We start from the raw sequence: 11,739 nt of genomic DNA, 5'->3' as shown, positions 1-11,739 counted from the left end.
GGCGCGACCGAAGGCTCCGCCCGGCAACACCCTGGCGGGCGCAACGCCGTCGGCCCACGGTCGCGCCACGGCCGACTACGGCCGGGTTCCGACCACCACGTTGGCGTACATCTCCTCGGACACGGCCAGGCGCGTCTTGAGACCGCTGCGAAGAAAGGCCTCGACGGCCGCCGGCGCCTGGCGTTCGCTCGTCTCGACCAGGAGGCAGCCACCGGGGGCGAGCCATCGGGGGGCCTCGGCCGCGACCCGGCGCAGGACGTCCAGGCCGTCCGCACCGCCGTCGAGGGCGACCAGCGGCTCGTGGTCGCGCGCCTCGGCGGGCAGGAGGGCGACCTCGCCGGTGGGGACGTACGGCACGTTGGCCGCCAGGATGTCGACGCGGCCGCGCAGTGTTGCGGGGAGGGCGTCGAAGAGGTCGCCCGTGTGGACGTGACCGCCGACGGCGGTCACGTTGCGGCGGGCGCAGCGCACCGCGGCGGGTTCGATGTCGGCGGCGTGCAGTTCGACGTGGCCGAGCGCGGTGGCGAGGGCGGCGCCGACGGCACCCGAGCCGCAGCACAGGTCCACCACGACGGACGCGTCGGGGACCTGGGCGACGGCCTGCCCGACGAGGAACTCGGTACGGCGGCGGGGCACGAAGACGCCGGGCTCCACGGTGATCCGCAGCCCCCGGAACTCGGCCCAGCCCAGGACGAGTTCGAGGGGCCGGCCCAGGACGCGGCCGTCGACCATGGCGGCCAGCTCGGCCGGGGTACGGGCGGCGTCGAGGATCAACCGCGCCTCGTCCTCGGCGAAGACACAGCCGGCGGCGCGGAGCGCGGCCACGACGGCGTCATGGGACGAGCGGGAGGACGGCGGCGAAGAAGGGGAAGCGGGTGACGACGGAGAGGCAGGAGACGAGGGCGAAAGTTGAGGCATGGAAGCCGAGAGCCTTTCGGAAGCCGAAGGGTGCTCTCGCGGCCGCCTACTGGCGGTGATCCGCGCCGGTTCGAGGAGAGAGCACCCGACCTGACACAGCGGTAATGGGTCTCACCTCCTTGGTCGTTCACGACGGGCACAGCGCGGACACACTACCCCAACGATCACGAGTTGTATTATGCAACCAGTGGCCTGAGGGAGGAACCGTGAAAGCACCCGCAGCAAGCGCCCACGACGCGGCCGTGGAGACCATCCATCGCGAGATGACGTCCTTCGCCCGCCGGGCCCGGGCCTCGGCCGGACGGATGCATCCGGAGCTGTCGCTGGTCTCGTACACCCTGCTCGGCCACCTGGAGGAGAGCGGCGGCTGCCGCGCCACCGACCTGGCCGCGCACTACGCCCTCGACAAGTCCACGGTCAGCCGCCAGGTGAGCGCCCTGGAGCGAGCCGGGCTCGTCGAGCGGCGCCAGGACCCGCAGGACCACCGCGTCCAGGTCCTGGACCTCACGGAGGCGGGCCGCCACATCCTGGCCCAGGTCACCGAGAGCCGCCGCGCGGCCTTCCGGGAACGGCTCGCGGACTGGCCGGCGGACGACCTGGAGCGGTTCGCCCGGTATCTCCTGCGGTACAACGCCTGGCCTGCGGTCGGCTCCGAGGAGGACTGACTCCCCTGCCGCTTCCCTGCGGCTACGACACCGGTAGGGCCGTACGTCCCTCGGGCAGCCGTTCCGGCACCCGGGCGGCCATGAAGGCGGTGGTCCGGCGCAGGCGGAAGCCCAGGGACTCGTAGAGCCGGATGGCATCGGTGTTGCCGGCGCCGGTGTGCAGGAACGGGGTTTCGCCGCGCTCGCGGATGCCGTGGGCGACGGCGAGGATCAGCCGGGTCGCCAGGCCTTCGCCGCGGAAGGCGGGGTCCGTGCAGACCGCGCTGATCTCGGTCCAGCCCGGCGGGTGCAGCCGCTCACCGGCCATGGCCACGAGGGCTCCGCCGCGCCGGATGCCGAGGTAGGTGCCGAGTTCGATGGTGCGGGACAGGAAGGGGCCGGGCCGGGTGCGGGCGACCAGGTCGAGGATCTCGGGCACGTCGTCGGGGCCGAGGCGGACCGCCTCGGGTTCCGGGGCGGTGCTCAGACCGTCGTCCACGAACTGGACGCCCTCTATGCGGAAAGTGATCTCCCAGTCGTCGGGGACACGTCCGCGGAACCCGAGCAGCGGCACCTCGGCGCCGGGGCCCGCGAGGGCCGCGAGGTCGGCCCAGTCGTCGGCGTCGGGCTCATCGGAGAGGGCCAGCCACGGTGTGACGTCCATGGGGTAGCGCAGGATCCGGCCGTGCCGCTCGGCGAGGTGGGCATGCGGTCCGGTCAGCGCGGCGCGGGCGGGGTTGTCGAGGACGTGGGCGGCTTCGCCGGTCCGCGGGCGGTCGGCGGACTGCGCGGTGGGCCGGGGCCCGTCCGTGGCCTGTGCGGCTTCCATGGTCATCGGGCGACCTCGATCACGACCTTGCCGCGGGCGTGGCCGCCCTCGACCGTGCGCAGGGCCTCGCCGGCCCGGTCGAGCGGAAACGTTTCGGTGATGCGCGGGTTCAGGTCGCCGTTCACCACGAGGTGCGCCACCGCCTCCAGGACGGCCGCGTTGCGGGCTCGGGCCACCCGGGCGCCGCCCAGCCGCTCCACGTCCTCGGGCGGGGCACCGGCGGTGATCAGCTTCGTCCGGTCGGTGAGCAACCGCGCCGCCTCGGACAGCACGTCGCCGCCCACGAGGTCGTAGACCCCGTCGACGCCCTGGGGCGCGGCGGCCCGTGCCCGCTCGGCCCAGTTCGGCCCGGAGGGAACGTGCACGGCGCCGAGCGACTCGACGAAGTCCTTCTTGCCCACGCTCGCGACGCCGACGGCGCCCAGTCCGAAGGCGCGGGCGAGCTGCAGGACCGCGGCGCCGACGCCGCCGCCCGCGCCGGTGACGAGCAGGGTCGCGCCGGACGGCAGGCCGAGCTGGCGGATCCCGTCGTACGCGGTCGCGGCGGCGACGGGCAGGGTCGCGGCGTCGGCGAAGGACAACGCGGCGGGCTTGTGCGCGGCCACCGCGGCGGGCAGCAGGGCGTACTCGGCGTAGGCGCCGGCGGCCGTGTTGCCGAAGACCTCGTCCCCGACGGCGACCCCCTCGACGCCCTCGCCGACCTCCTCGACGACCCCGGAGGCCTCGCTGCCGAGGACGGCGGGGAACTCGCGGTCGCCGGTGCCTCCGGGACGGCGGAAGCCGGTGCGCAGCTTCCAGTCGACGGGGTTGACGCCGGCGGCTCGTACCGCGATCAGGAGGTGGCCGGGGCCCGGCACAGGCCGGGCCACCTCGACGAGGGCCTCGGTCTCCGGACCGCCGTACCTCGTGAAGACGTACGCCTTGGGCACTGCTGCCACGCTCCTTCGCTGTCGCCGCCGGTCAGGCGGATGTATGAGACACGGGTTGCGACACCAGTCGGCAAGGAGGAGCGGCGGTCCGCTATTCCCGGGGCGCCGGAGAGTTCACGCGCCCTTAATGATCGCGGGCTGCCCCGAAGCCGGGGCATCTCCGACGTGCGCGTACGGTTGAGCGCGTAAGGAACTGCCGTCGCTGACACGCTGGACCCATATGAACGTCACCCGAGGCTTCACCGGACGCGCCCGCCTCCACAACCCGGGGCTGCCGCCCGGCCAGTACGACGCCGGAGACGACTGGCCCGTCCTGTCCGCGGAGGTCACGCCCGACCTGACGCCCGCCGACTGGACGTTCCGAGTCGACGGGCTGGTCGAGGCGCCCCGCACCTGGGACTGGGCACAGGCGCACGAGCTGCCCGCGTCCGCCTACGAGGGCGACATCCACTGCGTGACGAGCTGGTCGAAGTTCGGGGTGCGGTTCGGCGGGGTCTCGCTGGACACGTTCCTGGACGTGGTGCGGCCGCAGGACTCCGCGACCCATGCCGTCGCCTACTCCCACACCGGCTACACCACCAACCTCCCGCTCGCCGACCTGACCGGCGGGCGTGCCTGGATCGCCTGGGAGTACGACGGGAAGCCACTGGCCGCCGAGCACGGCGGGCCGGCACGGCTGCTGGTGCCGCACCTGTACTTCTGGAAGAGCGCCAAGTGGATCGCGGGCCTGCGGATCCTCGACCACGACGAGCCGGGTTTCTGGGAGCAGAACGGCTATCACGAGCGGGGCAACCCCTGGGAGGAGCAGCGGTACTCCGGTGACTGAGACGTCCACTTCCCCCGGTCCCCCTGCCTCCACCACCGCCGGCTTCGTGTCCCCCGACTCCGTTCCTTCCGGCTTCACGCCTGCGACGCGGTTCGCCGTGCCCGGGCGGATCGCCGTGAGCAACCGGGCCGCCTCGATGTGGCAGACCGCCACGCTCACCGAGATCCGCCGCGAGACCCCGCGCGCCTCCACCTACCGCTTCGCGGTGCCCGCCTGGGCGGGACATCTGCCCGGCCAGCACCTGATGCTGCGGCTGACCGCCGAGGACGGCTACGCGGCGCAGCGCCACTACTCGATCGCGTCCGCCCCCGACGACTCCGGGCACATCGAGCTGACCCTGGACCACGTGGAGGGCGGCGAGGTCTCGGGCTGGTTCCACACGGTGGCGGGGCCCGGCGACGAGGTCCAGGTACGCGGTCCGCTGAGCGGATTCTTCGCCTGGCCCGGCGACCGGCCGGCGCTGCTGATCGGCGCCGGCTCCGGTGTCGTACCGCTGATGTCGATGGTGCGCCACCACCGGGCGCGGGGCCTGTCCGTGCCGTTGCGGATGCTGGTGTCGGCGCGCGGCCCCGAAGAGCTCATCTACGCGCGGGAGTTGGGCGCCGAGACCACGCCGGTGTTCACGCGGAGCGCGCCGGAGGGTGCGCCGGTGGGACGTGTGTCCGCCGCACATGTGGCGCCGCTCCTGGCCGAGCAGCCTCCGGGTGGGTGGGAGGCCTATGTGTGCGGCTCCAACGCCTTCGCCGAGCACGCCTCGCGGCTGCTGGTCGAGGCAGGTCAGCCGGTGGACCGTATCCGGATCGAACGCTTCGGCTGACGGGCGGGAACCGAACGCGTCGCGGGCAGAGCCCTGCGCGTCACCGAACGTGACCGCCGTGCCCTCGTGGCCGGCTCACGCGGCCCCCGGAGCCCCCGGAGCCCTTTGGCGTTTCGGCACCACCCTGTTGGGCACTCCTGTCCGGCGGCCCGAACGCGGGGCCGCCGGTGAACGATGCCGGGGAAACGGGTACTGGATGCTTGGGGGCACTCGCAGGCGTGCGCGGTGCGGAGGTCGACATGCGAACCCGGGTGCGCGGCTGGCGCTGGCGGCGCAGTCCGCTGCGGCGCCGGTCGGACGTCGTCGAGGCGTGGACGGTGCTGGCCGTCGCGGTGCTGATCTGTGTGGGAGCTCCCCTGGTCGGGGCGTTCGCCGCCTCATGGGCCCACTCCGAGGCCCGCGCGGCCGCGGTGGAACAGCGCGCCGAGCGCCATCGCGTCCGCGCGGAGGTCATCGGCAGGACCGCCGGCTCACTGCCCTCGGTGCAGGGCGGCCGGGAGCACGCCCACCGGGCCACCGTGCGCTGGACGGAGCCGGGAGCCGGCCCGCGGACGGCCAGCGCACGTGTGCCGGCGGGGTCGCAACGGGGTGAGGTGGTGGACGTGTGGTTCGACAGCAAGGGCCGCAGCGTGCTCCCGCCGCCGGACGAGAGCGCGGTCTGGCAGCACACGCTCTCCATCGGCGCGTGCGCGGCCGGCGGCGCGGCCGCGGTGGTGCTCCTCGGCCACTCCGTCGTACGCGGGGCGGCCAACCGTCGCCGGATGGCCGAGTGGGAACGTGACTGGGCCCTCACCGAGCCGCAGTGGACGCGCCGCAGGGCGTGACCGGCCCGGCGACCAGTTCTGCCGCCGCATACCCCGCGCGATTCCGCCATGGGTCCGCAGCGCGTCCGCCGGTCCCGGCAGCACCGGTTCGCCCCGGTCGCCCCGTACCTTCACGGCGACCACCGTCGTCCACGCCCGAGCGGGCCCGCAGCGTGGCCAACCCTCCACCGGGTCTCACCGCGCCGACCGGGCGACTTCGTCCGCGCGTCCCAGTCAGCGGGACCGGTGACCCGACCACCCGTGACCGCACGCAGCCGCCCGGGATACCCCGCCCCCGTCGACGACGAGCAGTTCGGCGTCCCTGACCAGCAGTTCCACCAGCTCGACCGGCGCTTCGACGGCAGACGTCATGGGGCCGTGCAGTCGCGTGCGAGGCAAAAGACCTGGCGAGTCGTCCGATCATCACCGTACGGTGTGATCATCCGCACGCTCTCTCCGCAAAGGCGGTTCCAGATGGCCCAGTTCGACCTTCCGCTCGACGAGCTCCGCGAGTACCGCAGCGCGTCGACCGAGCCCGAGGACTTCGACGCGTTCTGGTCCAAGACGCTCGAGGAGGCACGCGAGCACGATCTGGACGCCCGTTTCGAACTCGTCGACACGGGTCTGTCCACCGTCAAGGTGTACGACGTGACGTTCTCCGGGTTCGGCGGCCACCCGGTGAAGGGCTGGTTCACGATCCCCGCCGAGGTCTCCGCGCCGATCCCGCTGGTGGTGGAGTTCGTCGGGTACGGCGGTGGGCGCGGTCTGCCGCACGAGCATCTGCTGTGGGCGTCCACGGGCCGGGCGCACTTCGTGATGGACACCCGCGGTCAGGGCAGCGCCTGGGGCGGCGGCGGTGGTACCGCCGACCCGGTGGGCGGCGCGCCCGCGTACCCCGGGTTCATGACGCGGGGCATCGACGCCCCGGAGAACTACTACTACCGCCGGGTGTTCACGGACGCGGTGCGTGCCGTCGAGGCCGCCCGCTCGCATCCTTTGGCCGATCCCGCGCGCACCGTGGCGATCGGTGCCAGCCAGGGCGGCGGCATCACGATCGCGGTGGGCGGTCTGGTCCCGGACCTGGCGGCCGTCGCGCCGGACGTGCCGTTCCTGTGCGACTACCCGCGCGCGGCGACGCTCACGGACCGCCACCCGTACCGGGAGATCGGCCTCTACCTCAAGACGCACCGCGGCCGCGCCGAGGACGCCCTGCGCACCCTCTCCTACTTCGACAGCGTGCACTTCGCGTCCCGCGGCCGGGCCCCCGCCCTGTTCTCGGTGGCTCTGGAGGACCAGACCTGCCCGCCCTCCACCGTCTTCGCGGCCTTCAACGGCTGGGCGCACGAAGAGAAGACGATCGAGGTGTACGACTTCAACGACCACGAGGGCGGCGGGCCCTACCAGGAGGCGGCCAAGGTGCGCTGGCTGCGGTCGTACGCCTGAGAGGCCGCGCGTGGAGCCGGATGAGGCCGCGGAGCGGTTCGTGCGCGTCTGGGAGCGGTCCTGGGCCCGGTACGACGTGGAGGGGCTGCTGGAGCTGTACGCCGAGGACTGCGTGCACCGTTCCATGCCCTTCCGCGAGCCACACCGCGGCCGGGCCGGACTGGCGGAGTACCTGCGCTGGTCGTTCGCCCAGGAGCAGGTGACGGATGTCCGGTTCTCGCCGCCGGTCGTCGGCCGGGACGGGGTCGCGGTGGCCGAGTTCCGGGTGTTCTCCCAGGAGGCCGGCGAGGCGTCCACGCTGGCCGGCTGCGTCTTCGTGCGGTTCGACGGAGCCGGCCTGGCGGTCGAGACCCGCGACTACTGGCACACGATCGCGGGTCACCGCGAGCCGGAAGGGGCGCTCTTCTTTCTCTGAGGCCTTCCGCCTTCGTGTACGACACCTTCCGCCCGGTCCGACCAGTCGGTATGTTCTTGGGGCCCGGGTCGCGGCACGGCGGCCCGGACTTCCGGAAGGCGACGGAGGGTTTATGTCCCAGAACGAGCCGGCGGTCCACGGCCACTGCGACGAGCGCTTCGGCGCGGTGCGCACGGTGTTCGAGGAGAACTTCCGGGACCGCGGGGAGCTGGGTGCCGCGGTCACCGTGGTGGCCGGCGGCGAGACGGTGGTGGACCTGTGGGGCGGCTGGTCCGACGCGGCGGGCACCCGCCCGTGGGAGCGCGACACGCTGGTCAACGTGTGGTCGACGACGAAGGGCCCGGTCGCCCTGTGCGCGCACATCCTCGCCGACCGTGGGCTGCTCGACTTCGACGCGCCGGTGGCCCTGTACTGGCCGGAGTTCGCCGCGGCGGGCAAGGAGAAGGTCCTCGTACGGCATCTGCTCTCGCACCGGGCCGGGCTGGCGGGGCTGCGCGAGCCGCACACCCTCGCCCAGCTCTGCGACTGGGAGCTGACCGTTGGGCGGCTCGCCGCGACGGAGCCCTGGTGGGAGCCGGGGACCCGGTCCGGGTATCACGCGCTGACGTACGGCTTCCTGGTCGGGGAGGTCGTACGACGCGTGTCGGGGCTGCTGCCGGGTGCGTTCCTGGAGCGGGAGGTGACCGCTCCGCTCGGGATCGACTTCACCGTCGGGCTGCCGGAGAAGGAGGCCGGGCGGGTCGCCGAGCTGGTGCACCCGCCGGCTGCGTCGAGCAGTGAACAGGCCGCGGTGTTCCGTCAGTTGACGCCCGCCGCGATCGCCGCGATCGCCAACCCTCCGGTGGGCGCGGCCGAGGCCAACACGCCCGCTTGGCGCGCGGCCGAGGTTCCCGCCGCGAACGGCCACGGCACCACGCGGGCCGTCGCCGCGCTCTACGGCGTCTTCGCGGGCCGGGGCTCGTACGACGGTCACCGCGTCCTCTCCCCCGAGGCCGCCGAGCGGGTGCGCGAGGGGCAGGGCAGCTGCCGCGACCTGGTGCTGGGCGCCGGTTTCGAGCATGACACGGAGATAGGCCTGGGCCTGTGGCTCAGCGGGCCGAACGGGTCGTACGGGCCCAACCCGCGGGCTTTCGGACACGACGGCTTCGGCGGCTCGTGCGGATTGGCCGACCCGGAGGCCGGAGTGTCACTGGGGTACGTGATGAACCGCATGGGGCCTCACATCGCCGACGACCCGCGGAAGATGGCACTGATCGACGCCCTGTACGGGGCGTTGTGACGCCACCGGCCTCGGCGCGGATGCCGTAAGCACCGCTGCACGACGGAAACCCGAGGCGTCGAGGCGATCGACGCCCGGATCGCTCAACTGCCGTGGCGGGCAGCCGCATCCCGTGGCGCCGACCGGCCGGTCGCGGCGGGGGCGGCAGGTGCCGGGGAAGGCAGCCGGGTGCACGCGGGCAAGGCGGGCAGCCTGTGGCACACGGCGGGCCCGCCACACCCGGGCAGCTGCGACAAGCCCGTCCCGGTGAAGCCCGGCCGCGCGCGGAGGAGGCGATCATTCGGGGTCTCGGAGCGAGAACTCCTGCCGTCGGTACGCCGCTTCGCCTGGCCCCCCGGGGTCAGACGTCTGTGCCCGGCTACGGCAGCCGTCGGGCGACGACCATCCGGACCCGCGGGCTGCCGTCCCGTCGGCGCCCGAACTCGGGCAGGGTGTGCAGGTCCACCTCGAATCCGGTGCGCTCCAGCTCCCGCCGTACCTCCGAGAGCCGGAAGGCCCGGTAGTACATGACGAACGGCGGCCGCCACACGGCGTTGCGCACCCGCATCACGGCGTCGAAGCCCAGCAGCATCCAGTAGGCGGGGGACGTGGGGCGCGGCGGGGCGAGCACGGGGAAGACGAAGCTCCCGCCAGGGCGCAGGACACCGTGGACTTGGGCGAACAGGCCGGGCAGTTCGCGCGGCAGGAAGTGCCCGAAGGCACCGAAGCTGACGACGAGATCGAAGGCGGGGCCGAACGGCAGGGCACGGGCGTCCGCGCGCACCCAGGACACCTGCGGCCCGGCGGGCCTGGTGCGCTCCCGTGCGACGTCGAGCATGCCCGCGCTGAAGTCGACCCCGGTGACGCTCCGCCGGCACACCTGTGCCAGCACGGGCACGCCGGCGCCGGTCCCGCAGCACAGGTCGAGCCCGGCGTCGAAGGGGCCCATGCGCCCCAGCGCCGAGGCGACGGCGTCTAGCACCGGCTCGGGCGTGCGGAAGGGGGTGTGGTCGAACTTCGGGGCGAGCAGGTCGTAACCGCGTTCGACGGACGACAGCGCCTGGACGGCGAGCTCGCGGAGACTGGGGCCTTCGGGGCTGAACACCCGGATCAGCTTAGGCGCACCGGGAGGCGGAAGCGCGGTTCGGGTGAGCACAACCGGGCCGCCTGGTCGGTACGCGAGGAGGCGCCGCCGATCGACCTCGATGGCGCGGCTGTGGCTGGGATGCGGTGGTGGAGTTCTGGGGTGCACGGACGGCTGTCTTCCGCGTGCCCGCAAGCCGGGCCGGACTCCGCGACCCGGCACTTCCGTCAAGAATCGGGCGACTTGCCCATTAGGTCCCATATACAGGGAAAGCGAAACCGCTATGGCGCACATCACAGCACGGGGCTCGATTCCCTCAACCGGCCCCCGACACATACACATTTGAGAACGGGAGGATTTAACGAACCCGTCCCGCGGTGCACACGGTGGTTGCGGACCGGAATTGACTCCCGCAAAGTCCAGTGCGTTCGAGTCACTCCATCGCGAACTCACAGGCGGACACGCGGGGGGAAAGGTTGACCACCACATGCACATGACCAAAAGCGAGAAACCAAGACGCCGTCCCCGGCTCACCATGGTCCACAAATTGTCGCCGCTGTTCCTCGCCGCGGCAGTTGTCGCCGCAGGCACCACGGCGCGAGCGAGCCAGCCCGCATCGACATCGGCCACCGTGACCGTCGACTCCCTGTCGGTCGCGGCAACACCCGGCGGACAATTCGCGGCCACCGCGACACTCCATTCCGACCGCACGACAAAAGTGCAGGAACTGACGGTCGCCGCGCGCTCAGGAAACGGTTCGCACTTCGACTTTCCTGGTACGACCTCAGCGAGACTGGGCACCTCCGGGACGACCTTCACGTCGGGCAGCCGCACGTTTCCCGCAGGTACGTACACCTATTTCGTCACCTACAAGATTCAGGGCAAACGGTACCAACTGCCCCCGGCGAAGACGTTCACCTCCGGCAGCGCGAGCACTTCTCCTAGCCCCACCGCGAGTGCGAGCCCTGCCCCGTCCTCGGCACCCAGCCCGAGCACCAGCCCGAGCCCGACCGTCACCCCTGGCACCACCGCGGCACCCACACCCACCCAGACCCCCGTGACCGACTCGGCCCTTCCGCTGGGCATACCCGGCACCTGGCGGAAGGTGTTCGGTGACGAGTTCAGCGGCACCACGCTCGACTCCACGAAGTGGAACCCCAACTGGCTGGGCTGCCCCACCTGCACCACAAAGCCGGTCAATTCCGCCGAAATCGGTGCCTACGCCCCGTCCCAGGTCAGTGTCAGCGGCGGCTCGCTGCACCTGACGGCAGTTCAGCAGCAGACCACGGTCAACGGCATCACCTACCCGTACCGTTCCGGCCTGGTCGAGAGCAACGACAAAGCCCAGTTCACCTATGGCGCTTTCGAGGCCAGAATCTACTCACCGGGGTCCGACTCACAGATCGCCAACTGGCCCGCTTTCTGGACCGACGGGCAGAACTGGCCGACCGACGGTGAAATGGACGTCATGGAAGGGCTGGGCGGCCGCGCGTGCTACCACTTCCATTCCGATGCGGGCGGCCCCGGCGGCTGCGCGTCCGGTGACTTCACCGGATGGCACACGTACGGCGCCGAATGGAAATCGGGTTCCGTCACCTACTACTACGACGGAAAGCAGGTCGGACAGATCACGTCCGGAATCACGTCACAACCGATGTACCTGATCCTCAACAACGGGGTCAGCGATCAGCACGGCGGTCCAAGGCTGACTCCCGCCGACATGATGGTCGACTATGTGAGGGTCTGGCAGCACTGACCCTGTCGGATTTCCCG

The 11,739-nt window shown here is 72.2% G+C and carries 13 protein-coding genes; 8 read left to right on the top strand and 5 right to left on the bottom strand.

Features of this window, described 5'->3' with window-relative positions:
• Positions 1-75: 75 nt before the first annotated feature.
• A complete protein-coding gene (locus KUM49_RS44165; RefSeq protein WP_217242604.1) occupies positions 76-918 on the bottom strand; it encodes a putative protein N(5)-glutamine methyltransferase in 843 nt (280 codons plus the stop codon).
• 263 nt (positions 919-1,181) lie between these two features.
• On the opposite strand from KUM49_RS44165, the gene KUM49_RS44160 reads away from it, so the two are divergent.
• The gene (locus KUM49_RS44160) at positions 1,182-1,583 is read left to right on the top strand and encodes a MarR family winged helix-turn-helix transcriptional regulator (RefSeq protein WP_254402734.1); all 402 of its coding nucleotides are present in this window, start codon (positions 1,182-1,184) and stop codon (positions 1,581-1,583) included.
• A 22-nt stretch (positions 1,584-1,605) separates the two neighbouring features.
• Here KUM49_RS44160 and KUM49_RS44155 read toward each other — a convergent pair whose 3' ends face one another.
• Together KUM49_RS44155 and KUM49_RS44150 are read right to left on the bottom strand one after the other, a co-directional pair.
• Positions 1,606-2,391 (bottom strand): GNAT family N-acetyltransferase, encoded by a 786-nt coding sequence (locus KUM49_RS44155; protein WP_217242785.1) that lies wholly within the window; start codon positions 2,389-2,391, stop codon positions 1,606-1,608.
• A gap of 2 nt (positions 2,392-2,393) precedes the next feature.
• Positions 2,394-3,320: an NADP-dependent oxidoreductase gene (locus KUM49_RS44150; RefSeq protein ID WP_217242784.1), complete on the bottom strand. Its 927-nt coding sequence runs from the start codon at positions 3,318-3,320 to the stop codon at positions 2,394-2,396.
• A gap of 220 nt (positions 3,321-3,540) precedes the next feature.
• Here KUM49_RS44150 and KUM49_RS44145 point away from each other — a divergent pair, with 220 nt between their 5' ends.
• The 3 genes from KUM49_RS44145 (at position 3,541) to KUM49_RS44135 (ending at position 5,787) form a co-directional block, all read left to right on the top strand.
• A complete protein-coding gene (locus KUM49_RS44145; protein WP_217242602.1) occupies positions 3,541-4,146 on the top strand; it encodes a sulfite oxidase-like oxidoreductase in 606 nt (201 codons plus the stop codon).
• Positions 4,139-4,963 carry a ferredoxin reductase gene (locus KUM49_RS44140; RefSeq protein ID WP_374200276.1) on the top strand — a complete coding sequence of 275 codons (825 nt, stop codon included), beginning with the start codon at positions 4,139-4,141 and terminating at the stop codon, positions 4,961-4,963. Before KUM49_RS44145 ends, KUM49_RS44140 begins: the two co-directional genes overlap by 8 nt.
• Positions 4,964-5,202: 239 nt before the next feature.
• Entirely contained in the window at positions 5,203-5,787 is a 585-nt protein-coding gene (locus KUM49_RS44135) for a hypothetical protein (protein WP_217242601.1), read from the top strand.
• A gap of 213 nt (positions 5,788-6,000) precedes the next feature.
• Here the strand turns inward: KUM49_RS44135 and KUM49_RS44130 are convergent, their stop codons facing one another.
• A complete protein-coding gene (locus KUM49_RS44130) occupies positions 6,001-6,138 on the bottom strand; it encodes a hypothetical protein (protein WP_217242600.1) in 138 nt (45 codons plus the stop codon).
• Between the two features lie 102 nt (positions 6,139-6,240).
• On the opposite strand from KUM49_RS44130, the gene KUM49_RS44125 reads away from it, so the two are divergent.
• The 3 genes from KUM49_RS44125 to KUM49_RS44115 all read left to right on the top strand — a co-directional run bounded on the left by KUM49_RS44125 (position 6,241) and on the right by KUM49_RS44115 (position 8,903).
• Entirely contained in the window at positions 6,241-7,209 is a 969-nt protein-coding gene (locus KUM49_RS44125) for an acetylxylan esterase (protein ID WP_217242599.1), read from the top strand.
• A 10-nt stretch (positions 7,210-7,219) separates the two neighbouring features.
• Positions 7,220-7,624 carry a nuclear transport factor 2 family protein gene (locus KUM49_RS44120; protein WP_217242598.1) on the top strand — a complete coding sequence of 135 codons (405 nt, stop codon included), beginning with the start codon at positions 7,220-7,222 and terminating at the stop codon, positions 7,622-7,624.
• A 112-nt stretch (positions 7,625-7,736) separates the two neighbouring features.
• Positions 7,737-8,903, top strand: a complete 1,167-nt coding sequence (locus KUM49_RS44115; protein WP_217242597.1) for a serine hydrolase domain-containing protein — start codon at positions 7,737-7,739, stop codon at positions 8,901-8,903.
• A gap of 358 nt (positions 8,904-9,261) precedes the next feature.
• Here KUM49_RS44115 and KUM49_RS44110 read toward each other — a convergent pair whose 3' ends face one another.
• Positions 9,262-9,987: a class I SAM-dependent methyltransferase gene (locus KUM49_RS44110; RefSeq protein ID WP_217242596.1), complete on the bottom strand. Its 726-nt coding sequence runs from the start codon at positions 9,985-9,987 to the stop codon at positions 9,262-9,264.
• Between the two features lie 382 nt (positions 9,988-10,369).
• Between KUM49_RS44110 and KUM49_RS44105 the strand changes: the two genes are divergently transcribed.
• Complete coding sequence (locus KUM49_RS44105) at positions 10,370-11,722, top strand: family 16 glycosylhydrolase (protein WP_217242595.1); 1,353 nt, start codon at positions 10,370-10,372, stop codon at positions 11,720-11,722.
• The last annotated feature ends 17 nt before the right edge of the window (positions 11,723-11,739 follow it).

This window comes from Streptomyces sp. AC555_RSS877 (genome assembly GCF_019049245.1).
GTDB lineage: Bacteria > Actinomycetota > Actinomycetes > Streptomycetales > Streptomycetaceae > Streptomyces.
This window is presented reverse-complemented; position numbering and strand designations above follow the sequence as displayed.